This window comes from Nocardia sp. NPDC005366 (genome assembly GCF_040606855.1).
Classification (GTDB): Bacteria; Actinomycetota; Actinomycetes; order Mycobacteriales; family Mycobacteriaceae; genus Nocardia.
In genome coordinates, this window is sequence record NZ_JBEXFQ010000046.1 from 1 (window position 1) to 24717 (window position 24717).

General features: G+C 67.2%; 24 protein-coding genes. 12 read left to right on the top strand and 12 right to left on the bottom strand.

Going from position 1 to position 24717, the window contains the following annotated elements; genetic code table 11:
* Together ABZS43_RS32870 and ABZS43_RS32875 are read right to left on the bottom strand one after the other, a co-directional pair.
* A partial coding sequence (locus tag ABZS43_RS32870; protein WP_355039891.1) for a TerD family protein occupies nucleotides 1-564 on the bottom strand: 564 nt, incomplete at its 3' end.
* A gap of 104 nt (nucleotides 565-668) precedes the next feature.
* On the bottom strand, nucleotides 669-2375 hold the full coding sequence (locus ABZS43_RS32875; RefSeq protein ID WP_355039892.1) for a GMC family oxidoreductase: 1707 nt from the start codon (nucleotides 2373-2375) through the stop codon (nucleotides 669-671).
* A gap of 234 nt (nucleotides 2376-2609) precedes the next feature.
* On the opposite strand from ABZS43_RS32875, the gene ABZS43_RS32880 reads away from it, so the two are divergent.
* Both ABZS43_RS32880 and ABZS43_RS32885 read left to right on the top strand, forming a co-directional pair.
* Nucleotides 2610-3473: a metallophosphoesterase gene (locus ABZS43_RS32880; RefSeq protein ID WP_355039893.1), complete on the top strand. Its 864-nt coding sequence runs from the start codon at nucleotides 2610-2612 to the stop codon at nucleotides 3471-3473.
* Nucleotides 3474-3630: 157 nt separating this feature from the next.
* Nucleotides 3631-3948, top strand: coding sequence for a hypothetical protein (locus ABZS43_RS32885; protein WP_355039894.1), 318 nt, complete (start codon nucleotides 3631-3633; stop codon nucleotides 3946-3948).
* A 6-nt stretch (nucleotides 3949-3954) separates the two neighbouring features.
* Here the strand turns inward: ABZS43_RS32885 and ABZS43_RS32890 are convergent, their stop codons facing one another.
* Entirely contained in the window at nucleotides 3955-4488 is a 534-nt protein-coding gene (locus ABZS43_RS32890; RefSeq protein WP_355039895.1) for a hypothetical protein, read from the bottom strand.
* Nucleotides 4489-4711: 223 nt separating this feature from the next.
* Nucleotides 4712-5296, bottom strand: a complete 585-nt coding sequence (locus tag ABZS43_RS32895; protein WP_355039896.1) for a hypothetical protein — start codon at nucleotides 5294-5296, stop codon at nucleotides 4712-4714.
* Between the two features lie 382 nt (nucleotides 5297-5678).
* Here ABZS43_RS32895 and ABZS43_RS32900 point away from each other — a divergent pair, with 382 nt between their 5' ends.
* Nucleotides 5679-6830 carry a methyltransferase gene (locus tag ABZS43_RS32900; protein WP_355039897.1) on the top strand — a complete coding sequence of 384 codons (1152 nt, stop codon included), beginning with the start codon at nucleotides 5679-5681 and terminating at the stop codon, nucleotides 6828-6830.
* Between the two features lie 131 nt (nucleotides 6831-6961).
* On the top strand, nucleotides 6962-7816 hold the full coding sequence (locus ABZS43_RS32905; RefSeq protein ID WP_355039898.1) for a Bax inhibitor-1/YccA family protein: 855 nt from the start codon (nucleotides 6962-6964) through the stop codon (nucleotides 7814-7816).
* Nucleotides 7817-7905: 89 nt separating this feature from the next.
* On the opposite strand, the gene ABZS43_RS32910 is transcribed toward ABZS43_RS32905, so the two are convergent.
* From ABZS43_RS32910 to ABZS43_RS32920, 3 genes are read right to left on the bottom strand one after another with little or no spacing between them, the layout of a single operon-like run.
* Nucleotides 7906-9126 carry an acetyl-CoA C-acetyltransferase gene (locus tag ABZS43_RS32910; protein WP_355039899.1) on the bottom strand — a complete coding sequence of 407 codons (1221 nt, stop codon included), beginning with the start codon at nucleotides 9124-9126 and terminating at the stop codon, nucleotides 7906-7908.
* A gap of 23 nt (nucleotides 9127-9149) precedes the next feature.
* The gene (locus tag ABZS43_RS32915; protein ID WP_355039900.1) at nucleotides 9150-10103 is read right to left on the bottom strand and encodes an SGNH/GDSL hydrolase family protein; all 954 of its coding nucleotides are present in this window, start codon (nucleotides 10101-10103) and stop codon (nucleotides 9150-9152) included.
* Nucleotides 10104-10156: 53 nt separating this feature from the next.
* Nucleotides 10157-10618 carry a hypothetical protein gene (locus ABZS43_RS32920; RefSeq protein WP_355039901.1) on the bottom strand — a complete coding sequence of 154 codons (462 nt, stop codon included), beginning with the start codon at nucleotides 10616-10618 and terminating at the stop codon, nucleotides 10157-10159.
* 187 nt (nucleotides 10619-10805) lie between these two features.
* On the opposite strand from ABZS43_RS32920, the gene ABZS43_RS32925 reads away from it, so the two are divergent.
* From ABZS43_RS32925 to ABZS43_RS32935, 3 genes are all read left to right on the top strand, one after another.
* Nucleotides 10806-12197 carry a cystathionine beta-synthase gene (locus tag ABZS43_RS32925; protein WP_355039902.1) on the top strand — a complete coding sequence of 464 codons (1392 nt, stop codon included), beginning with the start codon at nucleotides 10806-10808 and terminating at the stop codon, nucleotides 12195-12197.
* Nucleotides 12198-12449: 252 nt separating this feature from the next.
* Entirely contained in the window at nucleotides 12450-13316 is an 867-nt protein-coding gene (locus ABZS43_RS32930; RefSeq protein ID WP_355039903.1) for a hypothetical protein, read from the top strand.
* 227 nt (nucleotides 13317-13543) lie between these two features.
* Complete coding sequence (locus tag ABZS43_RS32935; protein WP_355039904.1) at nucleotides 13544-14689, top strand: cystathionine gamma-synthase; 1146 nt, start codon at nucleotides 13544-13546, stop codon at nucleotides 14687-14689.
* 66 nt (nucleotides 14690-14755) lie between these two features.
* Here the strand turns inward: ABZS43_RS32935 and greA are convergent, their stop codons facing one another.
* The gene (gene greA / locus ABZS43_RS32940; protein WP_355039905.1) at nucleotides 14756-15250 is read right to left on the bottom strand and encodes a transcription elongation factor GreA; all 495 of its coding nucleotides are present in this window, start codon (nucleotides 15248-15250) and stop codon (nucleotides 14756-14758) included.
* A 318-nt stretch (nucleotides 15251-15568) separates the two neighbouring features.
* Nucleotides 15569-16051, bottom strand: a complete 483-nt coding sequence (locus tag ABZS43_RS32945) for a DUF4307 domain-containing protein (protein WP_355039906.1) — start codon at nucleotides 16049-16051, stop codon at nucleotides 15569-15571.
* 122 nt (nucleotides 16052-16173) lie between these two features.
* Between ABZS43_RS32945 and mca the strand changes: the two genes are divergently transcribed.
* The 3 genes from mca (at nucleotide 16174) to ABZS43_RS32960 (ending at nucleotide 18083) form a co-directional block, all read left to right on the top strand.
* A complete protein-coding gene (mca, locus tag ABZS43_RS32950; RefSeq protein WP_355039925.1) occupies nucleotides 16174-17040 on the top strand; it encodes a mycothiol conjugate amidase Mca in 867 nt (288 codons plus the stop codon).
* On the top strand, nucleotides 17040-17324 hold the full coding sequence (locus ABZS43_RS32955; RefSeq protein ID WP_355039926.1) for a hypothetical protein: 285 nt from the start codon (nucleotides 17040-17042) through the stop codon (nucleotides 17322-17324). Before mca ends, ABZS43_RS32955 begins: the two co-directional genes overlap by 1 nt.
* 198 nt (nucleotides 17325-17522) lie before the next feature.
* Entirely contained in the window at nucleotides 17523-18083 is a 561-nt protein-coding gene (locus ABZS43_RS32960; RefSeq protein WP_355039907.1) for a TIGR03086 family metal-binding protein, read from the top strand.
* A 21-nt stretch (nucleotides 18084-18104) separates the two neighbouring features.
* On the opposite strand, the gene ABZS43_RS32965 is transcribed toward ABZS43_RS32960, so the two are convergent.
* Entirely contained in the window at nucleotides 18105-18665 is a 561-nt protein-coding gene (locus tag ABZS43_RS32965) for a GyrI-like domain-containing protein (protein ID WP_355039908.1), read from the bottom strand.
* A 518-nt stretch (nucleotides 18666-19183) separates the two neighbouring features.
* On the opposite strand from ABZS43_RS32965, the gene ABZS43_RS32970 reads away from it, so the two are divergent.
* The gene (locus ABZS43_RS32970) at nucleotides 19184-21223 is read left to right on the top strand and encodes a thioredoxin domain-containing protein (protein WP_355039909.1); all 2040 of its coding nucleotides are present in this window, start codon (nucleotides 19184-19186) and stop codon (nucleotides 21221-21223) included.
* Between the two features lie 14 nt (nucleotides 21224-21237).
* Here ABZS43_RS32970 and ABZS43_RS32975 read toward each other — a convergent pair whose 3' ends face one another.
* Both ABZS43_RS32975 and ABZS43_RS32980 read right to left on the bottom strand, forming a co-directional pair.
* A complete protein-coding gene (locus ABZS43_RS32975; RefSeq protein WP_355039910.1) occupies nucleotides 21238-22833 on the bottom strand; it encodes an adenylate/guanylate cyclase domain-containing protein in 1596 nt (531 codons plus the stop codon).
* Between the two features lie 245 nt (nucleotides 22834-23078).
* The gene (locus tag ABZS43_RS32980) at nucleotides 23079-23702 is read right to left on the bottom strand and encodes a hemolysin III family protein (protein ID WP_355039927.1); all 624 of its coding nucleotides are present in this window, start codon (nucleotides 23700-23702) and stop codon (nucleotides 23079-23081) included.
* Between the two features lie 186 nt (nucleotides 23703-23888).
* On the opposite strand from ABZS43_RS32980, the gene ABZS43_RS32985 reads away from it, so the two are divergent.
* Nucleotides 23889-24707 (top strand): isoprenyl transferase, encoded by an 819-nt coding sequence (locus ABZS43_RS32985; protein ID WP_355039911.1) that lies wholly within the window; start codon nucleotides 23889-23891, stop codon nucleotides 24705-24707.
* The last annotated feature ends 10 nt before the right edge of the window (nucleotides 24708-24717 follow it).

Genomic DNA, 24717 nt, shown 5'->3' on the forward strand with positions numbered 1-24717 from the left:
CGGCTGCGCGGCCGACGCCGGTGCGGCCTGCGCGGGTGCGGCCTGCGCGGGTTCGGCCTGCGCGGGTTCGGCCTCGATATCCACGCCGAAGGCCGTCGCGATACCGGCGAGCCCGTTGTCGTAGCCCTGCCCGACGGCGCGCACCTTCCACGCCCCCGCGCGACGGTAGATCTCGACGCACACCACGGCGGTTTCGGTACTCAACCCGGTCATCGGGAAAGTCAGCGTGCCCGAACTCGATCCGATGGTGGCCAGGAGCGAGTTCACGCCCGCGAAGGTGCGCGGACCGCTCCCGTCCAGACTCGCGGTGACGACGACCCGCTCCACGTCGGTCGGTAGCGCGCCGGTCTGAATATCGACGACATCGCCCGCGCCCTGCCCGTGCCGATAGGTGACGCCAGGCCCGGCGGGTTGATTGAAGAAGACGAAATCGGCGTCGGAGCGGACCTTCCCGCTCGCCCCGAGCAGCAGCGCCGACACGTCGACGGGGGCCGAGCAGGTGACGGTGACCGTCATCCGATCGGCGGGTGCGGGACGGTTCTCGCCACGGGCCAGCGCGGTCACCGCGCACCCCGTTTCACGATATGTCCGATTGACACGCGGCTCACGGCCTCAAGTGTGTCCCGCATTCGCCTCGCGCGCCACCATTCCCGGTCGTTCGGCAGATATCAGACCGGGGTGATCGGCAGGCGCAGCGCGGCCGGTGCCGCGACGGGGACCACCGGATTCTTCGGGGCGATCGGTTGGACGCGGCGGTAGGCCGAGCCGAGGGCGGGACGCGGGTCCTCCTCCCCCTTGTTGGGCCACAGCGACATAGCGCGTTCGGCCTGGGCGGTGATGGTGAGCGACGGATTGACGCCCAGATTGGCCGAGATGGCCGAACCGTCGATCACATGCAGCCCCTCGTACCCGTACAGCCGCTGATACGGATCGATGACGCCGGTTTCGGGGGAGTCGCCGATCGGGCAGCCGCCGATGAAGTGGCCGGTGATCGGGATATTCACCATCTCGGTCCAGCTGCCCTGTGGAATGCCGTCGATCTTCTCCGCCACCCGGCGGGTGACTTCGTTGCCGACCGGAATCCAGGCGGGCGGGGGCGTGCCCTCGCCGTGCCTGGTGGTCATGCGACGTCCGAAGAGGCCGCGCTTGTTGTAGGTGACGATGGAGTTGTCGACGTTCTGCATGACGAGCAGGCCGATCATCCGCTCGGACCAGTGCGACGGATTCTGCAGCGTGGGCAGATCACGTCGCTGCCGCCACAATTCGCGCGCGCCGAGCACCCAGCGCCGCTTACCTTCCTGCCCGTCGACGAGCACGGTGGCGAGCAGCCCCATGAAATTGCTGCCCTTGCCGTAGCGGACCGGTTCGACGTGGGTATTGGGGTCGGGATGGATGGAGGACGTGATGGCGACGCCCCTGGTGAAATCGGAATCCTTGCTACGGCTGCGTGCCGCGAGCACCGCCTCGGAATTGGTGCGGGAGAGTTCGCCGAGCCGTCGGGAGATATTCGGCAGGTGGCCGCGGTCCTTGAGATTGTGCAGCAACTGCTGGGTGCCGAGGGCCGCCGCCGAGAACACCACCTGGTCGGCGGTGAATGTCGTGCGCTGTTTGCGGATCCAGCGTCCGGTGCGGACGGTGTCGACCGCGTATCCGCCTTGCGGGAGTTGACGCACGGTGACCGCGGTGGTCAGTGGATGCACGGTGGCGCCCGCTTGTTCGGCCAGGTAGAGGTAATTCTTCACCAGGGTGTTCTTGGCGCCGTGGCGGCAACCGGTCATGCATTCGCCGCAGTGCGTGCAGGTGGAGCGCTGCGGTCCGACTCCGCCGAAGTACGGGTCGGCCACGGATTCGCCGGGGCGGGAATCATTGTCCGCGAACAGCACGCCCACCGGGGTGCGACGGTAGGTGTCGGCGATGCCCATATCCTCGGCGACCTCGAGCAGCACCCGATCCGATGGCGTGGTCGCGGGATTGGTGTTGACGCCGAGCATGCGGGTGGCCTGGTCGTAATGGGAGGCCAACTCGTCGCGCCAGTCGGTGATATGAGCCCACTGCTTATCCTGGTAGAAGGTCTCCGGCGGCTCGTAGAGGGTATTCGCGTAGACAAGCGATCCACCGCCGACGCCGGTACCGCTCATGACGAAGGTGTCCTTGAGCAGGGTCAGCCGCTGAATGCCGAAACAGCCGAGTTTGGGCGCCCAGAGATATTCGCGCAGGTGCCAGGAATTCTTCGCGAATTCGTGGTCGGCGTAACGACGGCCGGTTTCCAGCACTCCTACCCGGTAGCCCTTTTCCGTGAGGCGCAGCGCGGTGACGCTGCCGCCGAAGCCGGAACCGATCACCAGCACGTCATAGTGGTGGGACTCGCCGCTCATTACCGTCCTTAGGCCGAAGTGTCGCCGCTCACTGTTCCGGACATCCGGCGGCCCGCGGGAGAGATCCGGGGACATTCGATCAACATTTTCGGCCGAATTCCGGGCGTCGACTCGTATCCGGTGCCCCGGAACCGGGTTCCCGTGGGATATGGACTGCGGCGCAGCGGATCACCTACCCGGTACCAGGTAGAAATGCGGATGCCGAGCGGCGTTCACAGCTGTCAGCATGGGGAGATGGGGAGCATTCTGATGACAGGTGACCTGCACGGTAATACCGGCCACGCGCTGTCATTGCTGCGTGTGGCGGTACGCCAGGGATGCGGGCGGATCTTCGTGCTCGGGGATTTCGGGGCGTGGGAGCACACCGCGCAGGGCCGCCGCTATTTCGATGTGGTGAACCGGGCCGCGCGTAAGTGCCGGGTCCAGGTGTACTTCCTCGACGGCAACCACGACAAGAGTTCGCTGCTGCACCGGATGTACGGCGCCGAACCCGATGGCGAGGGCTTCCTGGTGTGCCGCAGGAACATCCGTTATGCGCCGCGCGGGTTGCGGTGGACCTGGGAGTGCACCCGCTTCGCCGCGTTCGGCGGGGCCTACTCGGTGGATAAACAGTGGCGGCTCGCGCACGAGGCGTCGCAGGAGCGCACGGCCGCGCGGCACAGGCAGTTCGGCTCGTCCCGGCGTCCGGTCACTGCGGAGACCCTGTGGTTCCCGGAAGAGCAGATGACCGACGCCGAATGCGACGCGCTGCTCGAGGACGACGCCCCGGTGGACGTCCTGCTGACCCACGACAAGCCGCGCGGCTCCGACCCCGAGTGGAACCGCAAGAATCTTCCGGAATGCCTGCCGAACCAGGATCGGATCCAGCGTGTCGTAGACACTCTGCGGCCCGATCTGCTGCTGCACGGGCATCTGCACTACCGCTATACCGACACCGTCGATCGCGGCGATGGCGGGCGCACCCGGGTCGAAGGACTCGGCGCGGACCCGGAGGGCTCGTCGCCGACCGACTATCGCAGCGCTGATTCCTGGTTGGTGCTACCCCTGCCGCACGCCGGGGAATCGGCAACGCGGGAGCTGGGGGAGCTCGCAGGCTGACGACACCGACACCGACACCGACACCGACCGCGGGCGCGGATGCTCTGGCGCACAATCTTTCTCATCCGGTCGGTTTGCGGCGGCGGTTTCGGGAAACCCGGCGCGTAGCAGAGTTCGGGCGTCGTGCCCGGGCCGAAGAGCTCGAGGTCGTGACGCCATGAACGCCGAAGAGACGTGGGAGATACCCCCGCTCGATGACGCACCCGATATCGCCCGTCCCGATGCGGGCGCAAGCGGGGAATTGCTGGCCGATCCCCGCCACTGGCCCGGACTCGGCGTCATCGTCACCGGCCTGGTGTTCGCAGTGCTCGCCGCCATCCTCGCCACGGCGGGATACCCGGGCGTCGCGATCGCCGGGGCCATCGTCGCGGGCTCGGCGCTACTCGGCGGCGCGCTGCTGCTCGTTCTCGAACTGCGCCGCCGCCGGACGGCTCAGGGCGATTCGACCGGGACGGTCGCCAGACTCGGCATCTGACGGGGTTCAGTAGGCGCGGCAGGTGTCGCGCGCGATGTTCTTGGTGCCGTTGAACTTGTCGATGGCCGCGTTGAGCGTCGTGATATCGGCGCGCTGCTCCAGGGTGCCCGCCAGCGCGTTGGTGTCGTCCCGATAGGCCCGCAATTTCTCGGCGACGTCGGGCAGCACTTCTCGTGTCACCGAACGGTCGACATTCTGCGCATTGCCGCGCAACGCGGTGACGGCGCCGGTCGCCTTGGCGTCGGTATCGGGCGCGCTCTTGTTGCTGGAGTCGATATAGGCGTTGAAGCTGTTGACCGAACTCTCGTTCGCGGAGAAGAAGGTGTCGCACGCGGCCTCGGTCGCAGACTGCGCCGCCGCCGCTCGCGAGGAGGAGGCGGAGATGGATGAGGCCGTCATATCGGACCGGTAGGCGGCCAGATCGGTTTGATTCACCTCGGCGGTTCCGGTGACCAGCGTGGAGCAGGCGCCCAGGAAGAATATGCCGATCAAGGTGGCGGCAGCTGCGGCGGCCAGGCCCGCTCGTTCCAGTTGTCGCATGTCGGTTTCGCCTCTCTCCCTTCGTGGCGTCCGGCTCTCCGCGAAGGTGCGTATCGTACCGGACCCCTCGACGGTACTTGCTCTACCGGGTGCTAGTCAGCTACGCGTGCCCAGATCGAGATCATCGATGTCGGGCTGGCGAAGCCGTCGAGAGGTGTCGCCTCCGATACGCCTGCCGTCCGGGCCGGGGCGATATTTCGAAGGCGAGTGGGTAGGCGGTCGACTACGGCGTGGCGATATCGATGACGAGCCGTGTCGGGCCGCTCAGCGCGCTGACCGCGAAGGCGGGACGACCGGCGTTCACCCCGATGAACGACTGGGTGATGCCCTCGAAAATTGTTGTCCGGTACACCCCCGCGATACCGGGTGCGCTGGGATCGGTGACCGGGTCGGGTCCCTCGTAGGGTGTGACCCCGCTGTCGAACGGATACGCCGAACCGGTGATCTGCACCTCCAGAATCGACTGGCCCGCCACGTCGACGGGGTTGCCGCTGCCGTCTTGGATGGCACGGTCGGTGTACTGCACGATCCAGCCGGGGCTGCCGGTTCCGCCGAGATCGTAGACGACGCGGTCGAAACCGGGGTGCCTGCCGATGCGGATACCCGTCACCGTGACGCCCGCGCCGGAGGACGGGGCGCCGCGTTTGGGTTCTGCGTCCGTGGGCGTCGGCGCGGGCGCGTCGGCGAAGGTGCCGGTCGTACTGGTCACGCTCGACACGTTCGAACGGGGCGGGGTGTTGTCGCCATCGTCGCAGCCGGCGAGCAGAGCCGCCGCCACCGCGAGAGTCGACACAAGTGCGATACGCATGTGACTGATGTTACTGAGTGAATGCTGCGTGTCGCCCGAAACGGGCCGAGGCGTGCCGTTTCGGCGTGCCAGCAAGGTACTCCGTGGCATATGGCCCGGAGGCGGCGAGCCGAAAAGGGTTGAGCGGAAAGATTGCTGAAATGATGCTGGTGCGGTATCGGTGCAAGAATCGCAGCGGCGGTGGGTGATCCGCTGATCCGCGGAGAGACCCCTCGGGGCCGGATCGCCACGCCGGGCGCGAATGGCGCGGCTACGGCATGTCGATTCGAAAGTCACTGTGTCAGTGGAATTCACGGTTACCATCCCGGATATTGGGATCGCACGGAGAAGAAAAGCCGGGCCAAACGCGACTATTCGGCAACGATCTAGCACACTTGACGGTGTGGGAGATCTCGAGGACGTCCTAGCTCGGCTACGCCGGTATCCAGATGTGGAGGCGCTGAACCTCTATGCCGTCGATGCCGCGGATCGGCTGATCCTCGATGTCGCGGCGGACGCCATCGCCTCCTCCGGTAGCGGAAAGGTAGCGATCATCGGCGACAGCTACGGTGCGCTCACGCTGGGTGTGATCGTCGGGCACGACCTGACCGAGGTCCGCGTCCACCAGGATCTGCTCACCGGCGAACTCGCCCTGGCCAATAACGCGCGCACCCTCGGCCTCGCCGATCGATACGCGGCATATCCGCTCGGCGAACAACTGCTCGGCGAGGCCGATGTGGTGTTGCTGCGACTGCCGCGTGCGCTCGCCGGACTCGCCGAGATCTCCGATGCCATCGCGCGCTACGCCGATCCCGCGGTGACCGTGGTCGCGGGCGGACGTGACAAATACCTCACCAAGTCGATGAACGACACCTTGGCACAGTCGTTTTCGGAGGTCAGGGCCAGCCGGGGACGGCAGAAGTCGCGCACCCTGCTCGTCACGGGGCCGAAGCCGGTGGGGGAGCCGCGATTCCCTGTACGGGACCGGCTGGAGGATCTCGACATCGACGTGGTCGCGCACGGCGCCGCCTTCTCCGGACCGCGTCTGGATATCGGCACGCGATTTCTGCTCGAACATCTGAAGTGGATGAAACCGGACGCCCGCGACGCCATCGACCTCGGCTGCGGTACCGGCATCCTGGCCGTCGCGCTCGCCAAGGCGCGACCGGCCATCCGGGTGGTCGGCACCGACCAGTCCGCGGCCGCGGTGGCCTCGGCTCGGGCGACGGTCGCGGCCAACGACGTTCTCGATCGGGTCACCGTGGTGCGTGACGACGCGATGTCATCGGCCGCGGACAACAGCGCCGATCTGGTCGTGTGCAATCCGCCCTTCCACGTTGGCGCCGCCGTGCACACCGGTTCGGCGATCAAGATGTTCTCCGAGACGGGGCGGGTCCTGCGTCCCGGCGGCGAACTCTGGGCGGTGTACAACTCGCATCTGAACTACCGGGGCGTGGTGGAGAGGATGGTCGGGCACACCGAGGTGGTTGGCCGAAACAGGAAGTTCACGGTGACGCGGTCGGTCCGCGGCCTGCACGACGCGCAGCAACGGTAGAGTCCGAATTGTCCGCCTCATCGATCGACCAGCGGGGAACTCGGTGGGGATGACAGACGTTGGACCAAGCAGTTGGATATCGAGTATTCGACTCGACAGACAGCGGCAACGACTCCAGAAAGGCATCCGCGGTGCGCACCTCCAGCAATCCGGTTTTCCGTAACCTGCCCCGGCAAGAAGGTGTTGGCGGCGGCTACGCCAACTTCGGGTCCGGGGTGACGGGTGCCGGTCAGTTCGGCACCCAGTACGGCCAGCAACAGCCTTACCAGCAGCCCTATCAGCAGGCCCCGGCCACCCGGTCGATGACGATCGATGATGTCGTCACCAAGACCGGCATCACATTGGGCGTGCTGATCGTCTCCGCGATCATCTCCTACGGCCTCACCAACGCGAATACCTCGCTGGCCCCGCTTTTCGTGATCGTCGGCGGCCTGGTCGGCCTGGTACTCGTGCTGATCGCCTCGTTCGCCAACAAGATGGACAACCCGGCCATCGTCCTGTCCTACGCGGTGGCCGAGGGATTGTTCCTCGGCGCGCTGTCGTTCATGTTCACCAATGTCGAATTCGGCGGCGTGGGCGGTAGCGCCCTGATCGCGCAGGCGGTGCTCGGCACCTTCGGCGTCTTCGCGGGCATGCTCGTCGTCTATAAGACCGGTGCGATTCGCGTCACCCCGCGCTTCACCCGAATGGTCATCGGCGCCGCGATCGGCGTGTTCGTGCTTATCGTCGGCAACCTGATCGCGGGCTTCTTCACCTCCGGCGGCCTCGGCCTGCGTGACGGCAGCCCGCTCGCGATCGGCTTCAGCCTGGTCTGCATCGCGCTCGCGGCGTTCTTCTTCCTGCTCGACTTCGACGCGGCCGATCAGCTGATCCGCGCGCAGGCGCCGGAGAAGGCGGCCTGGGGGGTGGCGCTCGGCCTGACCGTCACCCTGGTCTGGCTCTACGTCGAGATCCTGCGCCTGCTGAGCTACTTCAACAGCGACTAGTTCCGTGCGGCCGTCGGCCGCGTGGCTATCGAAAAAGGGCGGTCGCTTCGCGCGACCGCCCTTTTCGTGTCCGGATCAGGGTGTGAAGGTCAGCTCAGCCGCTCGATGACCAGCGCCATGCCCTGGCCGCCGCCGACGCACATGGTCTCCACGCCGAACTGCTTGTCGTGGGTCTGCAGGTTGTTGATGAGCGTGGTGGCGATGCGGGCGCCGGTCATCCCGAACGGGTGGCCCAGGGCGATGGCGCCGCCCGAGACGTTCAGCTTGTCCTCGTCGATCTTCAGCTCACGCGCGGAGCCGAGCACCTGCACCGCGAAGGCCTCGTTGATCTCGAACAGGTCGATATCGTCGACCGTTTTGCCCGCCAGCGCGAGGGCGTTCTTGACGGCCTCGATCGGGCCGAGCCCCATGATCTCCGGGGACAGGCCGGACACGCCGGTGGAGACGATGCGGGCCAGCGGGGTCAGGCCGAGTTCGGCGGCCTTGGTGTCGCTCATGATGACCAGCGCGGCAGCGCCGTCGTTGAGCGGACAGCAGTTGCCAGCGGTGACGGTGCCGTCGGGACGGAAGACCGGCTTCAGCTGGCTGACGGCCTCGTAGGTGACGCCGGCGCGCGGGCCGTCGTCGGTGGAGACCACGGTGCCGTCCGGCAGGGTGACCGGGGTGATCTCACGCTCGAAGAAGCCCGCCTCGATGGCCGCCTCGGCGCGGTTCTGCGAACGCACGCCCCAGCGGTCCTGGTCCTCGCGGGTGATGCCGGTGAAGCTCGCGACATTCTCCGCGGTCTGGCCCATGGCGATGTAGGGGTCGGGGAGCAGGCCGTCTTCGCGCGGGTCGTGCCAGATGCCCTTGCCGCCCTTGGCGGTTTCGGCGGTCCTGGCCTCGGCGTCGGCGAAGACGGGGTTCTTGGTGTTCGGCCAGCTGTCGGCGGAACCGTTCTTGTAGCGCGAGACGGTCTCCACACCGGCGGAGATGAAGATGTGGCCCTCGCCAGCCTTGATCGCGTGGAACGCCATTCGCGTGGTCTGTAGCGACGACGCACAGTAGCGCTGCACGGTCGTGCCCGGCAGGGTGTCGTAGCCCAGCTGGACAGCGACGTTGCGAGCGATGCCGAAGCCCTGCTCGCCCGCGGGCGAACCGCAGCCGAGGAGCAGGTCATCGATCTGGGTCGGGTCGAGCGCAGGAACCTTGTCGAGCGCCGCGCGCACGATCTGGACGGTGAGATCATCGGGCCGCATATCGACCAGCGAACCCTTCATGGCTCGGCCGATAGGGGAGCGAGCGGTCGAAACGATAACTGCCTCAGGCATGAGGGCTCCTTTGTACTCTCTGCTCAGTTTTGTACTGGCACCTCTATGTGTACCGAATCCGTCGAGCGGCGCAGCCGCCACCCCGGCGATTCGACGAGTCCGCGCAGCCGAGCGGTGACGCCGCGTCGTTCGGCCGAACGGGCCTGCGGCGACTCCGCTCGCCGCTGTGCGAGTGCCGTCACCAGGACCGGCAGGATATGCGCCGCGGCCAATTCGTAGCCGTCGGCGGAGGGATGGAAGCCGTCCGCGGCGAAGAGTCGGTCCGGCGAGGTGAGGAATTGCGGCCCGAGATCGCCCATCGGCACCGGATGCGCCCCCGCGGCGAGGGTGACGGCGAATTGCGCCTTGGCCAGTCGCACGCTCCAGTTGTGCACGATGGTGCGCAACGGCTGCGGAATGGCGGTGACGGCGCCCAGGTCCGGGCAGGTGCCGACCACGACGACGGCGCCCGCGTCGTGCAGGCGGGCCGCCGCCGCGCCGAGCCGCCGCGCCGAGGCCGAGATCGAATGCTTCTTGGTGATGTCGTTCGCGCCGATGAAGATCACCGCGGCGTCCGGCGGCGGGCCCGCGACGAACATCGCGTCGACCTGGCCTGCGAGTCCTTTGGACGTCGCGCCGGAGATCGCCTTGGTGCTGAGCCTGATGCGCATGCCCGTCGTCTCGGCCAACCCGCGCGCCACGCGCACGCCCGGCACCTCTTCGCAGGTCGTGCAGCCCACCCCGGCCGCGGTGGAATCGCCGAAAACCATCAGATGCACGTCGACCGGCTTACCCGGTCGCCAGGGCTCGGGCGTCGCGCATCCGGGCGTGTAGATGCCGTCCGCCTCCGGCGGTTTGGCGGTGTCGCGCCCGATGACGCCGCGCGCGACACCGGCCTGTGCCATGAGAAGTCGATACGCGGCCCACGACGCGGTGCCCGCGCCGGATCCGGCCAGCACGGTAGCCATCCCTGTCACCGCGGCGGTCCGCCGGTTCATCCGAGGTGCCACGACTTCGAATAGTAGTGGCTCGGGCTGCGGTGGCGGTGGCCTCAGCCGGGAACGTCGAAGGTGCCCTTGGCCGGAATGTTCGCGGTATCGGTGCTGACCGTGACTTCGACGCGGCCGGGGCCGGTGTCCTGGAACAGCGCGTACAGGATGCTGCCGTAGATGCCGGTCACCACATTGTTCTCGTAGGAGCCGGTGGCCCCGGTGGTGAGATTGCGCCACGCCACCACGGTGCGCACTTCGCACAGCGGGGCCAGCGGATACCGGCCGGGTCCGAGTCCGGCGACCGGGGTGGCCCGCACGTTGAGAATGGCCCGCCCCGGCCATTCCGTGCTGGTATCGGCCCAGGTCTCGATGCTCGTCCAGCACAGACCGCCGTGCGCGAGCGTCGGCACGAGGGGGAATTGCACGGTGGCCGCGCCTGCCTGCGCGCCGGATCCGACGACAACGGCCGCGGCCGCGCCCGCCAGTACCGTGGCGGCTCGGACGATGTTGGGCTGCCTCATATTTCCCGATCCTAAGCCCGGCACCCGCGTCGCGGCGCGACTCGCCCCGCACCGATGTCGCCACGGCGTGCCGGAATTCACAGTGCGCGCGCCACGGCCTGCACGCGGCGGGGCGCGACGGCGCTCGCGACCCGGGTACGGGGGCCGTCGATGCGAACGCCGTGTGGACTTCTGCAACGATGGAGCTATGCGCATCGCGGATCACGTCGTGGACCTCATCGGCAACACGCCGCTGGTCCGGTTGAACTCTGTCGTCGGACCGAATGCCGGGTTGGTGGCGGCCAAGATCGAATACCTCAATCCGGGCGGCAGTTCCAAGGACCGGATCGCGGTCAAGATGATCGAGGCGGCCGAGAAGTCGGGGGACCTCGGCCCCGGCGGCACCATAGTCGAGCCGACCTCGGGCAATACCGGCGTCGGGCTGGCGCTGGTCGCGCAGCAGCGGGGATACAACTGCGTCTTCGTCTGCCCTGACAAGGTCTCCGAGGACAAGCGCAATGTGCTGCGCGCCTACGGCGCGGAGGTCGTGGTCTGCCCGACCGCCGTGCCGCCGGACCACCCGGACAGCTACTACAGCGTTTCCGATCGCCTCGTGCGCGAGATCGACGGCGCGTGGAAGCCCGACCAGTACTCCAATCCCGGCGGCCCGGACAGTCACTACGAAACCACCGGCCCGGAGATCTGGCGCGATACCGACGGTAAGGTCACCCACTTCGTCGCCGGTGTCGGCACCGGCGGCACCATCACCGGCACCGGGCGCTACCTCAAAGAGGTGTCCGGCGGCACGGTGAAGATCATCGGCGCCGACCCGGAGGGGTCGGTGTATTCCGGCGGCACCGGCAGGCCCTACCTGGTCGAAGGGGTCGGCGAGGATTTCTGGCCATCGGCCTACGATCCGGCCATCCCCGACGAGATCATCGCGGTCTCCGACGCCGACTCCTTCGATATGACGCGACGGCTGGCCCGCGAGGAGGGACTGCTGGTCGGCGGCTCCTGCGGTATGGCGGTGGTGGCGGCCATCGAGGTGGCCCGCCGCGATCCCGACGCCCTCGTGGTCGTGCTGCTGCCGGACGGTGGACGCGGCTACCTGTCGAAGATCTTCAACGACGAGTGGATGAGTTCCTACGGATTCCTGCGCACCAGGCTCGACGGCAGTATCACCGAACCGCTTGTCGGCGATGTCCTGCGTGGAAAGTCGGGTGCGCTGCCGGACCTGGTGCACACCCATCCGTCGGAGACTCTGCGCGACGCGATCGAGATCCTGCGCGAGTACGGCGTCTCGCAGATGCCCGTGGTCGGCGCCGAACCGCCGGTGATGGCGGGCGAGGTCGCGGGAAGTGTCACCGAACGGGATCTGCTGTCGGCGGTATTCGAGGGCCGCGCGCATCTGACGGATTCGGTGGCCCAGCACATGAGCCCGTCGTTCCCGCTGATCGGGTCGGGTGAACCCATCTCCGCCGCCACCAAGGCGCTCTCGGATACCGATGCGCTGATGGTGGTCGAGGACGGCAAACCCGTCGGCGTCATCACCCGCCATGACTTGCTCGGATTCCTCAGCACCGGTTCCATCGGACACTGATCCATCGGACACTGATCCATCGGACACTGATCCGCCCGCGCCTATTCCACGGCTGACCCCGGTCAGCGCGGGGGTCGGCGTGGGCGGGTGACGGGATGTGCCGCGCGGCGTCCGAACCGACCGTAGGCGAATTCGCGACGCGCCAGCAAATTGTGCGCAAATAGGCATCGCGCCGATCAGTACGGGGTATAACCGGCTCGGAAGTAGCCACGGCAACTGCCCTGGCCTCATCGGATAGCGAAGGGAAGAGCCGTGCGTACCTCCGGTTTGGCTATCGATTTCCAGCAGGGACTTTCGGACGCGTGGAGTTCGGTCGCGACATTCGTTCCCAAATTGGCGGGATTCCTGCTGATCCTGCTCGTCGGCTGGATCACCGCCCGGTTCCTCGCGGCGATAATCGGCCGAGTGCTCGACCGGATCGGATTCGACCGACTGGTCGAGAGCGGCGGTATCGGCGATATGTTGGCGCGCAGCCGTTACGACGCCTCGGATCTGCTGGCGAAGCTCGCCTATTTCGCGATTCTGTTGATCGCGCTCCAACTCGGATTCGGGATATTCGGTCCGAATCCGGTCGGCGCGATGATCAACGGAATTGTCGCGTGGTTGCCGAAAGCCGCGGCGGCGATCGTCATCGTGGTCGTCGCGGGCGCGATCGCGCACGGTATGCGCGATATGGTCACCAGTGTGCTGGGCGGCCTGTCCTACGGGCCGATGATCGGCAGGATCGCGGCGGTCTTCATCTGGGGTATCGGCGTCGTCGCCGCACTCGACCAGATCGGCGTCGCCACCTCGGTCACGATGCCGATACTCGTCACGGTGCTCGCCACCGTCGGTGGCGTCATCGTGGTCGGCGTCGGCGGCGGCCTGATCCGCCCCATGCAGCGCCGCTGGGAGGGCTGGCTGAGCGGGCTGGAGGACGAGATGCCCGCGGTCAAGGGGCACGCGCGGGCGTATCAGCGCGGCAGGGAGGACGCCGCCCATGAGCAGTTGTGGATGGATCACCGGGCCACGCGCCCCCAGCAACAGTGGGCGCACGAGTCGACGCAGGGCGGGTACGGGCCGGGGGGATATACCAAAGACGACGAGTACTACTACGACGATCCGGGTGAAAGGCGTTGAAGTGGAATGTGATTCCTCAGCGTCCGGCGTGGGTCGCCGGCGGGGTCGGGTAGATCGCGCGCATGACCTGCGAGCGATACCCGGCTATCGAACTGCTCCTTCGAACCGAATAGGCGGATGGCCGCGCCGAGACCGGCGTCACAAACAGGCGTAGACGTGCATATTCGGTGCGGGCCGTACCGCTGGGCGGGCGGTTGCCCGAGAATGCCTGCCTTTACGCTGGGGGCATGACCGAGCTGGGATTCTCCACACGGGCAGTGCACGCCGGATTCGATCCAGATTCACAGACCGGTGCGGTGAATGTGCCCATTTACGCGAGTTCGACGTTCGCCCAGGACGGGGTGGGCGGATTGCGCGGCGGTTTCGAATACGGCCGTACCGGCAATCCGACGCGCACCGCCCTCGAGGCGAATCTCGCCGCCCTCGAATCGGGCGCCTACGGGCGCGCGTTCGCTTCGGGGATGGCCGCCACCGACTGTGCGCTGCGCGCCACGCTGCGGCCGGGAGATCACATCGTCATCCCGGACGACGCCTACGGCGGCACCTTCCGCCTGATCGACAAGGTCTTCAGTCAGTGGGGGATCGAGCATTCGCCCGCGCACGTCTTCAATGTCGACGAGATGCGCGCCGCGATCCGCCCGAATACCAAGCTGGTCTGGATCGAGACTCCGACCAACCCGTTGCTCAGCATCGGCGATATCCCGGCGCTCGCCGACGTGGCCCACGCCGCGGGCGCGAAACTGGTGGTGGACAACACCTTCGCGACGCCCTACCTGCAACAGCCGCTGCTACTCGGCGCGGATATCGTCACCCACTCGACCACCAAATATCTCGGCGGGCATTCCGATGTCGTCGGTGGTGCGCTGATCACCAATGATCCGGAACTCGACGCGGCCTTCGCCTTCCTGCAGAACGGCGCGGGCGCTGTCCCCGGCCCGTTCGACGCCTTCCTCACCATCCGCGGCACCAAGACGCTGGCGCTGCGGATGGAACGGCATTGCGACAATGCCGAGACCCTTGCCGATTTCCTGACGCGGCATCCGGCGATCTCCCAGGTCATCTACCCGGGTCTGCCGGAGCATCCCGGCCATATCGTCGCCGACAAGCAGATGCGCCGCTTCGGCGGCATGATTTCGGTGCGGCTGCACGGTGGTCGCGCGGCCGCGCACGAATTCTGCTCGCGCACCAAGATCTTCACGCTCGCCGAATCCCTCGGCGGCGTGGAATCGCTCATCGAGCATCCCGCCGCGATGACCCACGCCTCGACCGAGGGGTCGGAGCTGGAAGTGCCGGCGGATCTGGTGCGACTGTCCGTCGGCATCGAGGATGCCGGCGATCTGCTCACCGATGTCGAACAGGCGCTCGCGGGCTGACCACAAAGGAACGGCCGCTCCCGGCATCCGGGCGCGGCCGCTCTTTCGGGTTTCGAAGCGCAGGGATCAGCTGTGGTAGGGCTCCGCGCTGATCAGCGTGACCTTCATCGTCTTGCCGTTGGGCAGCGTGTATTCGCGGGTATCGCCGACCTTGGCATCGATCAGCGCGCCGCCGAGCGGGGAGTTCGGCGAGTACGTCTCGAGTTTGGAGTCGTTCAGGCCCTCCTCGCGGGTCGCGATGAGGAATGTCTCGGTATCGGACTCGTCGCCGTCGTAGTAGACCTTCACAACCGAACCCGGGAGTGCGACGCCGGCCTTGGTGGGCGCGACGCCGACCTTCGCGTTGTTCAGCAGTTCCTGCAGCTGGCGGATACGCGCCTCCTGCTGGCCCTGCTCCTCACGCGCGGCGTGGTAGCCACCGTTCTCCTTGAGGTCGCCCTCTTCCCGGCGTTCGTTGATCTCGGCAGCGATGACGGGACGGTTGGCAATGAGCGCGTCGAGTTCGCCCTTGAGCCTGTCGTGCGACTCCGGGGTCAGCCAGGTCACTTGCGTCTCGGTCATCTCGATCACTCCCTAGTAGTTGTTCCCGGCGTACCGGGATTCCCTGATACCGGTGCGATACCCACCCGGAGGAGGGCATGCACCAGCCGACGGCTAGAGCAATCCTGGGAAGTTCATCGAACCCCTACAGGTGAGGTTGCGGGCAAACCCGATAACCCGAAACTCACAGCGCTGGCCGCCAATGCAGCAAACACGGCTCCGAGCCCCGGAACCGTGTATCACGCCATTTTAGCATGAATCACAAACATGCAGGTCGGAGTTAATTTTGTCGGCAACACGCCGATAATTCGCGAGCCGGGCCCCGGTGCGGGTTTTCGATCATCGCGCCCATAGATATTCGGGCACCCGATCGCTGCACCCGTAGATGTTGCCTGCCGATGGCCGGGCCGAGGATCTGACCGTCGTGGTCAATTCGACCGTCCCGCTCTCCGACGGTGTGATCAGCACCTCGCGGCGGCCGACCTCCGCGCCGTCGCGATCCATCGCGCGGACGAAACAGACAACGGGCAGCCCCGGATCGGCACGGGTGACCTTCATCCGGATCGACAGGGTGGAATCGTCGACGACGGTGTAGCCGAGCTGTTCGGCGTCGATATCGTCCGGACCGTACTTCTGGAACGCGATATAGGCGACTCCCAGGCCCGCTACCAGTACGATCGCGCCGAGCAGCGGTGCGATCCACCGCCCGCCCGTCCAAGGCGCGTCGCGGCGTCCGGTGGTGCCGTAGCGGTCGGCCCGACGAGCCGCCGCCGCGCCCTCGGCGGACGTGCCGCCGGTGGTTTCGGGCTCGGGCTCGTTCATGGACTTCTCACTCCCGGGGGGTACGTCGGAACAAAAGTAGGTCGAATGAAACTATAGGGAATGAAGACCCGACACCCGCGACCGAGAGCGACGGTGAACGAGACGTGAGTGGCCTTCGCCTCATGGCGGTGCATGCCCACCCAGACGACGAATCCAGCAAGGGTGCCGCAACCGCCGCCCGTTATGCCGACGAAGGACACGAAGTCCTCGTCGTGACGTTGACCGGCGGCGAACGTGGCAGCATCCTCAACCCGGCCATGGATACCCCCGGGGTGCTGGACCGTATCCAGGAGATCAGGCGCGAGGAGATGGCCGCCGCCGCTCGCGCGCTCGGCGTGCGCCAGACCTGGCTCGGTTTCGTCGACTCGGGTCTGCCGGAGGGCGATCCGCTGCCGCCGCTGCCCGATGGCTGTTTCGCGCTGGTTCCGCTGGAGGAGTCGACCGAGGCGCTGGTGCGCGTCATCCGCGAGTTCCAGCCGCACGTCATCACCACCTACGACGAGAACGGCGGATACCCGCATCCCGATCACATCCGATGCCATGAGGTGTCGGTGGCGGCCTTCGAGGCGGCGGGCGACCCGGAGCGGTTCCCGGACGCCGGTGCGCCGTGGACACCGCTCAAGCTCTACTACGACCACGGATTCAGCCTGAAGCGGATGGAGACGTTCGCCGCCGAGTACGAGCGGATGGGCGAGCCGTTCCCGCTGCAGGAATGGCTGGAGCGGGTACGGCAGTACGCGGTCGGGCGCGCCGACAAGATGGTCCGGGTCACCACCCAGATCGAATGCGGCAAATACTTCCCCCAGCGTGACGACGCACTGCGCGCGCACGCCACCCAGATCGATCCGAACGGCGCGTTCTTCGCGATCCCGGTCGAACTCCAACAGCGGCTGTGGCCGACCGAGGAATTCGAACTGGCCAAGACCCGGGTCAGCACCGCACTGCCCGAGCAGGATCTGTTCGCGGGAATCGAGGACGCGGACCGGTGATGCTCATGCTTCTCGCTCAAACCCCCGGTACGCCGACGGGGCCGGAATTCGGCAAGGCCTCACCGCTCGGCCTCGTCATCGTCCTCATCCTGCTCGTCGGCACCGTGCTGCTCGTGCGTTCGATGAACAGGCATCTGAAGAATCTGCCGCCCACGTTCGAACCCGAACACCCGGAGCCGGATCAAGAGGCGGACGAGGGCACCGAGCCCGGGATCGCCCTGCGCGCCGAGCATGAATCCGACGACCACGCCGACGGTCCGGGTGCGCGCGCACGACCGAACTGACTGGGTCGGGCCGATCGACAACGAAACGGCCCGAACGATATTCGCGCCGCGGCGCCTTCGCCGAGGTGGGAGTGGCGCATCCCGATCCGCCGTGACGTTTTCGGCGCGGACCACGAGGGGTACTCGGCGGTAACGTAGGCCGATGGTTGTCATACCGCCGTGCTAACAATGCAGTGTCCCGCTTAGCGAAGGAAGCCTATGCAGACTGTGATCGGCCGGATCGACCGCGCCCTCGATATGACCGGCAAGATCGTCGACGCGATCGATGACGCCCGGTTGTCGGCTGCCACACCGTGTTCGAAGTGGGATGTGCGTGCCGTGCTCAACCACACGGTGGGTGGGATGCGACTGTTCGCGGCCGAACTGAGCGGAACCGATCCGGTCGGCGCCTATGACGATTGGCTCGGCGCGGATCCGCAAGCGGCTTACGCGGCGGCGGCCGAAATCGACCGTGCCGCATGGCGTCGCCCCGATGTGCCTGCGTCCACCGTGAATCTCCCGATCGGGCCGTCGCCCGCGTCGCAGGCCGCGCTCGTTCACCTCACCGAGGTGGTGGTGCACGGCCTCGATATCGCGATCGCGCTCGACCGCCCGGATCTCGCCGATGACGCGCTCAGCGCGGAATTGCTCGATGCCATGTTCGAGGCGGGCGGGGTCGAGGTGTTTCGCAAACCGGGCATGTTCGGTCCTGAGGTCGCGGTAGCGCAGCACGCGCCCGCGCACCGCAGGCTGCTGGCCTACCTCGGCCGCACCGCGTAACAGCGTCGGTACTGGGTACCGTCAGGCCGTGACCGGCCGGACCGGGTGACGCAGGATGGTTTTCATGGTCTCGGCCGCGGCCCTCCGCGGATCCGAGAGGTAGATCTCGTGGTGAAGTCCGTTCATGACGAGCCCCTGCGCGTGCATGAAGGCGTCCATCCGCGCCAGCGTCTCCGGTTCGGTCGCGTATGGGCCGACATGCAGTACCTGAACCGCCGCACCCTCGCCGAACCGTTCGTAGGTCACTCCTGTGACCATCTCCTCGGTGACGAATTCGGGGAGCCGGATCATCATTTTCCACCGCCACTGCTCACGCGGCACCGACAGCGGCGGCGCGTCGGAATCGACCCACCACAGGCCCTCCAATTTGGGCACCACGAAATCCTGGTCGGCGGCCTTGGCGAGTTTCTTGGCCCCGTAGGCCGCCCGGTACAGGGCCGCGACGGCATCGGTGTATTCCGGCCCCATCGGCGCGCCCGCACCGGTCACCGTCGCGTAGCCGAAGTTGTCGAAGGTGCGCAGCACCGGATCGGTCGGCGCGGTGTAGTAGTGCTTATCGCTCTTGGCCAGGTCGAGCTTCATGGCGGTACCTTCCTGTTTCGGGACGTCGTCGAGCCTGCACCCTCCCATCACCGGAGAGTCGAGGCGAGCGGCGGCTACGGCGTTTCGGACCGGCGGCGTTTCGGACCCGGTGGCGTTTCGGACCGGCGGCGTGGCTCCTGCTCGGGGGACTGGCGTGTGGTGCGCCTGTTCGGTCGAGAGGTGTCCACAGTCGATCGAGGGGCAGGGCGTGCAACGTGTCTTCGTAGGTGGATGACTTCTGGCCGAGGTTGACGACTGCGCCGCCGACGAAGGCACTACCCAGTTCGACGGGGAGCATCCGGAGTCCTTCGAAGTCGCGGTCGGTCACAGCGCCTGATGCTTCGACCTCTATCCGCGATGCAGAAATCCCAGAATTGCCGTTACTTCAGTCCCGGATCTGCCAGGGACTGCTGACCGCCCGAAGTCGAACAGGCGGGGTATGGCGTAGGTGCCAGCGGCCATCGTCGGGTTGTGTGTGGATCGCGTTATGTGCTCCCCGGGTGTGGGAGGCTGGCTAGGTGAACAGATTGGTCAGTGCGACTTCGCCTTATCTGCGCCAGCACGCTCACAACCCCGTCGACTGGCGTGAGTGGGATGCCGCGGCCTTGGCGGAGGCGACGGATCGTGACGTGCCGATCCTGCTGTCCATCGGGTACGCCTCGTGCCACTGGTGCCATGTCATGGCGCACGAGTCGTTCGAGGACGAGGCCACGGCCGCGCTGATGAACGACAACTACGTCTGCGTCAAGGTCGATCGCGAGGAGCGTCCCGATCTGGATTCGGTCTACATGAATGCCACCGTCGCCATGACCGGCCAGGGCGGCTGGCCCATGACCTGTTTCCTCACCGCCGACGGCGCGCCCTTCTACTGCGGAACCTACTACCCGAAACTGCCGCGCGGCGGAATGCCGTCGTTCACCCAACTGCTCACCGCGGTCACCGATACCTGGCAGAACCGGCGCGAGGACGTGTACAAGGCGTCGGAGCAGGTGACGGAGGCGCTGCGGGGTCAGGCCGCCGGGCTGCCCGACGCCGAATTCACCGTCACCGCCGAACTGCTCGATCACGCGGTGCGCGCGGTCCTCGCCGACGAAGACCCCGAGTACGCGGGTTTCGGTGGCGCTCCCAAGTTTCCGCCCTCGGCGCTGCTGGAAGGTCTGCTGCGCAGTGCGGAGCGCACCGATGATCCCGCGGTGTTCGCGGCGGTGGATCGCACCGCCGAAGCGATGGCACGCGGCGGTATCTACGACCAGTTGCGCGGCGGCTTCGCGCGCTACTCGGTCGATCCGGCGTGGGTTGTGCCGCATTTCGAGAAGATGCTCTACGACAACGCCCAATTGCTGCGCGCGTACGCGCATCTGGCGCGCCGCGCGAGGTCACCGCTGTCGCGGCGGATCACCGAGGAGACGGTGCGTTTCCTGCTGGATGATCTCGGCACCGCCGAGGGCGGCTTCGCCTCCGCGCTCGACGCCGACACCCGCCTCGAACCGGGTGGCCCCGGTGTCGAGGGCGCGACCTACGTGTGGACGCCATCGGAACTCGTCGGCGAACTCGGTCCCCTCGACGGGGCCTGGGCCGCAGAGGTTTTCGGTGTGAGCACGGCGGGCAATTTCGAACAGGGCACCTCGGTGCTCACCAGGTACACCGATCCCGAGGATCTCGATCGCCTCGAGCGGGTCCGGGCCGTACTGCGCACAGCGCGCGACGGCAGGCCCCAGCCCGACCGCGACGACAAGGTGGTGACCGCCTGGAACGGCATGGCGATCACCGCCCTCGTCGAGGCGGGATCTGCTCTCGGTAAACAGGATTGGGTCGACGCCGCGCTGCGCTGTGCCCGTTTCCTGCTGGACGGGCACGTGGTGGACGGACGGGTGCGCCGTGCCTCGCTCGGCGGCGCGGTCGGCGCGGCCCCCGGCATCCTCGAGGATTACGCCTGGCTGTCGGTCGCACTGCTGGCGCTGCATCAGGTCACCGGTGCGCCCGATTGGCTCGACCACGCCCAACGCCTGCTCGATACGGTGATCGACCATTTCGCCGACCCCGATGCGCCCGGCAGTTGGTACGACACCGCCGATGACGCCGAAACCCTCGTCACCCGCCCGCGCGATCCGATCGACGGCGCCACCCCGGCGGGCGCTTCCGTGCTGGCCGAGGCCCTGCTCACCGCCGCCGCGCTGAGCGGTCCCGCCGAATCGGTGCGCTATCGCGAGCTGGCCGACCTGACCTTGCGGCGCGGGGCGGTCGTCCTGGCCCGCGCGCCCCGCTCGGCGGGCCAGTGGCTCACCGTTGCCGAGGCCGCCGTCCGCGGACCGCTGCAGGTCGCCATCGCGATCCCCGAATCCGACGGGAATATCTCTGCCGCAAGGGATCTCGTCACGGTCGCTCGCGTCGCCGCGCCCGGTGGAACCGTGGTGATCGCCGCGCTGCCCGACACCGTGCCGCTGCTGGCCGAACGTCCCGCTGTCGGGGGTGCTCCCGCCGCCTATGTGTGCCGAGGTACGGTCTGCGACCTCCCGGTGACCACGGCCGCCGAGTTGCGCGCCTCGCTCGCACGCTGAGCGGGCATGGCGCGTCAGCGGTCGGCGGGGGTGGGGTCGGGGGCCGCGGAGTGCGACTCGATCGTCGGACTCGATGTCTCGGGGACGGCGTCGACATCCGGTTCCGACAGCCGAGGGGCCGGCGCGATGCCGGAGGGATCGATATCGGTCCAGCAGGCCGTCGGTTCGGGGCGGCCGCGCAGTTGAATGTGGCCGTAGAGGGACCATTTGGCGCGTTCGTGCGCCGCGGTCGCCTCGATGATCGTGCTGCTCACCAGGATTCGCCTCGGGACTTCCTTGGCCTCGGCGGTGAGCCGCGCGGCTTCGTTCACGGCGTCGCCGATGACCGTGAACTCCAGGCGGGTATCGGTGCCGACGTCACCGGCGAAGACCCGCCCGCGCGCGACGCCGATCCCGATATCGAGTTCGCCGCTGGCGATCACCTCGTCGCGGATTCGGCGGGCCGCGCGCAGGGCCGGGGTCGCGTTGTCGCGCAGGGCGATCGGTGCCCCGAAGATGCACAGCGCGGCGTCGCCCTCGAATTTGTTGACCAGACCGTTGTTCTCCTCGGTGGCCGCCACCACGATGGCGAGCAGCCGATTCAGTTTGGCGACGAATTCCTGCGGCGACAATCCGGTCGAGAGCGCTACCGAGCCGGTGACGTCGACGAACAGGGCGGACACCACCCGGACATCGCCGGTGAGATCCACCCCGCGGGTAAGCGCGCGTTCGGCGACCTCGTCGCCCACGTGGCGGCCGAAGACCTCTCGCATGCGTTCGCGTTCGCGCAGGTTGGCCGACAGTTCGTTGACCGAATGTTCGAGTCTCCCGATTTCGCTGGTGCTGCCGATCGAGACCCGCACCTCGGATTCCCCCCTGGTGATCCGATCCAGCGCCATACGCAGCGCGCGCAGCGGCGCGGCCACCGAGATGGCGAGGAAGGTCGTGGCGAGCGCCCCGACGCCGATCCCGACCGCGGCGAGATAGATGGCGGTGCGAATGCGATTCGGCGCGCCCGAGACCGGGTCGGCGAGTACGACGATCAGCATGAGCAGCGGCATCGCCCCCGACACCGCCCAGGTGACGACCACCCGGATCAGCACCGACGAACTCCAGTGCATGGTCGCGCCGAGCACCCCGGCCACCACCGGAATGGTCGGCCGGATCAGGCGGTCGACGATGAGGAAGGTCACCGCGGCCGATTGGAAGGCGCCGAGGACGAACAGCGACGCGGTGACGCCCCTGTCGTTGTTCTCGGTCAGATGCGTGAACATCGACGCCGCGATGATCACGCCGGGAATCCACAGCGCGAGTGCCCGGGTGGTGATGGCGATGGGCAGGCGCAACAGGCTGCGCGCCTCGTCCGGTGTCGGCTTACGCCCGGCGTCGAGCCATCCGAAGTAGACGGCCCGGTCGCGCACGGCGAGCCCGACGCCGACGAGGAATCCGACGGTCGGGTAGATCCCGACCAGGATCATGGTGCGCATCCAGTCCTCGCCGAGCCTGCCGAGGAAGCCACTGAGCCACAACTCGGTGACGATGACAGCGAGACCGCTGAGATTGGCCGTGATGACCACCACCGCCAGACCCCAGCGGGCCTTCAGCGCCCAGACGACGAACTTGGCGATCACGACGGGCGCACATCCCCTCCGGGCGACGTCCGGTCCCGCGCGTCATGTGGCGTCACCGGATGAGCGAAGCGGGCGACGAACGACACGAACGAGCAGCATAGAACCCGCGCGGGAGACTCAGGTGGATTCCCGACGATCCGATAGCCGCTGTCCGGGCGGTGCGTTGTCACGATTCCGACTGTATTGCGGTCGGCGGGGCACGCACGACGGCATCGCGGTTTTCGCCGAGCCGCCGTGCGTCCGGTTCAGCGCAGTACCACCAGCCAGATCGCGATGTAGTGGCACAGGGCGGCCAGCACCGTCGCGGCGTGGAAGAACTCGTGGTGACCGAATACCGCCGGCCATGGATTCGGCCATTTGGTCGCGTAGAGGATCGCGCCCGCGCTGTAGACGAGTCCGCCCACGAGCAGCAGGATCAGCGGGGCGATGCCGACCTGATCGTTCAGTTGCCCGGCCACCGGCACCACCGCCCAGCCGAGCAGCAGGTAGAGCGGAACCCCGACCCAGCGCGGCGCGGTCGGCCAGAGCAGTTTCAGCGCGACGCCCGCGAGCGCGCCTGCCCAGACCACCATGAGCAGCGTCTGCCCGGTGCGTCCCGGCAGGCCGAGCAGGGCGAACGGGGTGTAGCTGCCCGCGATGAACAGGAAGATCATCGAGTGGTCGGCGCGCTTCATCCTGATGCGAGTGGCGAGCGACTGCCAGGTCACCCGATGGTAGATCGCGCTGATCCCGAAGAGCCCGCACACGGTGAAGCCGTAGACCAGGGTTGACCAGCCCGCGGTCGCCGAAACGGTCGCGGCCTTCGATACGAGCACGATGACCGCGACGGCGGCGATGCCGACGGCCCAGGTGTGTATCCAGCCCCGCATCCGCGGTTTGACCAGTACGTCGATTAGCCCTTCGTCCTGGTGCGCCTCGTCCTGGTGCGCTCCACCCGACGTCACCTCGGCGGCACCGACTGATTCGGACACGAGCTACCTCCTGGCTGACCGGTGAGTAACCTACGGTATCGTAGGTTACGGGTCTCGCGCCACCGGGCCGAGTAAACGCGGTCGATGCTTGGATTGTGCTCGTGGGGCGTACTGTTGGACGCCGTGGAGCTTCCGAGTCAGGTGCGTGGTCTGCCCTACCGCATCTACGAGGCGCGGCTGTCCAAGCAGCTGGCCGGCAAACAGCACCCCCGCCACGTCGCGGTGATGTGTGATGGAAATCGCCGCTGGGCCCGCGAAAACGGATTCACCGATGTGAGTCACGGCCATCGGGTAGGCGCGCTGAAAATCGCCGAGCTGGTCGGCTGGTGCGCCGACGAGGGTATCGAGATGGTCACCGTCTACCTGCTCTCGACCGAGAATCTGCAACGCGACCCGGAAGAACTGGAAACCCTCTTCGAGGTCATCACCGATGTGGTCGAGGAGCTGTCCGCGCCCGAGCAGAACTGGAGCGTGCGGATCGTCGGCACGCTCGACGGATTCCCCGAGCTGATCGCCAAGCGGCTGCGCACCGCCGCCGAGCGCACCGAAGGACGTGACGGGGTGCACGTGAACGTCGCCGTGGGCTATGGCGGCCGTCAGGAGATCACCGACGCGGTCCGCAAACTGATGCGTCAGGAGATCGCGGCGGGGGAGACCGGCGAGGATCTGGTGCAGTCGATCACCGTGAACGCCATCGGCCAGCATCTCTACACCTCGGGTCAGCCCGATCCCGACCTCGTCATCCGCACGTCCGGCGAACAGCGCCTCTCCGGTTTCCTGCTGTGGCAGAGCGCCTATTCCGAGATCTGGTTCACCGAGGCGTATTGGCCGGAGTTCCGCCGCGTCGACTTCTTGCGCGCGCTGCGCGACTATGCCGCGCGTCATCGTCGATTCGGGGTGTGAGACAGGGGGT

Excerpts from the sequence above, each read along its gene's own strand:
- ABZS43_RS32875 (WP_355039892.1), bottom strand. The coding sequence starts at position 2,375 with ATGAGCGGCGAGTCCCACCACTATGACGTGCTGGTGATCGGTTCCGGC.
- ABZS43_RS32880 (WP_355039893.1), top strand. The coding sequence starts at position 2,610 with ATGGGGAGCATTCTGATGACAGGTGACCTGCACGGTAATACCGGCCAC.
- ABZS43_RS32885 (WP_355039894.1), top strand. The coding sequence starts at position 3,631 with ATGAACGCCGAAGAGACGTGGGAGATACCCCCGCTCGATGACGCACCC.
- ABZS43_RS32890 (WP_355039895.1), bottom strand. The coding sequence starts at position 4,488 with ATGCGACAACTGGAACGAGCGGGCCTGGCCGCCGCAGCTGCCGCCACC.
- ABZS43_RS32895 (WP_355039896.1), bottom strand. The coding sequence starts at position 5,296 with ATGCGTATCGCACTTGTGTCGACTCTCGCGGTGGCGGCGGCTCTGCTC.
- ABZS43_RS32910 (WP_355039899.1), bottom strand. The coding sequence starts at position 9,126 with ATGCCTGAGGCAGTTATCGTTTCGACCGCTCGCTCCCCTATCGGCCGA.
- ABZS43_RS32915 (WP_355039900.1), bottom strand. The coding sequence starts at position 10,103 with ATGAACCGGCGGACCGCCGCGGTGACAGGGATGGCTACCGTGCTGGCC.
- ABZS43_RS32920 (WP_355039901.1), bottom strand. The coding sequence starts at position 10,618 with ATGAGGCAGCCCAACATCGTCCGAGCCGCCACGGTACTGGCGGGCGCG.
- ABZS43_RS32925 (WP_355039902.1), top strand. The coding sequence starts at position 10,806 with ATGCGCATCGCGGATCACGTCGTGGACCTCATCGGCAACACGCCGCTG.
- ABZS43_RS32935 (WP_355039904.1), top strand. The coding sequence starts at position 13,544 with ATGACCGAGCTGGGATTCTCCACACGGGCAGTGCACGCCGGATTCGAT.
- greA (WP_355039905.1), bottom strand. The coding sequence starts at position 15,250 with ATGACCGAGACGCAAGTGACCTGGCTGACCCCGGAGTCGCACGACAGG.
- ABZS43_RS32945 (WP_355039906.1), bottom strand. The coding sequence starts at position 16,051 with ATGAACGAGCCCGAGCCCGAAACCACCGGCGGCACGTCCGCCGAGGGC.
- mca (WP_355039925.1), top strand. The coding sequence starts at position 16,174 with ATGGCGGTGCATGCCCACCCAGACGACGAATCCAGCAAGGGTGCCGCA.
- ABZS43_RS32955 (WP_355039926.1), top strand. The coding sequence starts at position 17,040 with ATGCTCATGCTTCTCGCTCAAACCCCCGGTACGCCGACGGGGCCGGAA.
- ABZS43_RS32960 (WP_355039907.1), top strand. The coding sequence starts at position 17,523 with ATGCAGACTGTGATCGGCCGGATCGACCGCGCCCTCGATATGACCGGC.
- ABZS43_RS32965 (WP_355039908.1), bottom strand. The coding sequence starts at position 18,665 with ATGAAGCTCGACCTGGCCAAGAGCGATAAGCACTACTACACCGCGCCG.
- ABZS43_RS32980 (WP_355039927.1), bottom strand. The coding sequence starts at position 23,702 with ATGCGGGGCTGGATACACACCTGGGCCGTCGGCATCGCCGCCGTCGCG.
- ABZS43_RS32985 (WP_355039911.1), top strand. The coding sequence starts at position 23,889 with ATGCTTGGATTGTGCTCGTGGGGCGTACTGTTGGACGCCGTGGAGCTT.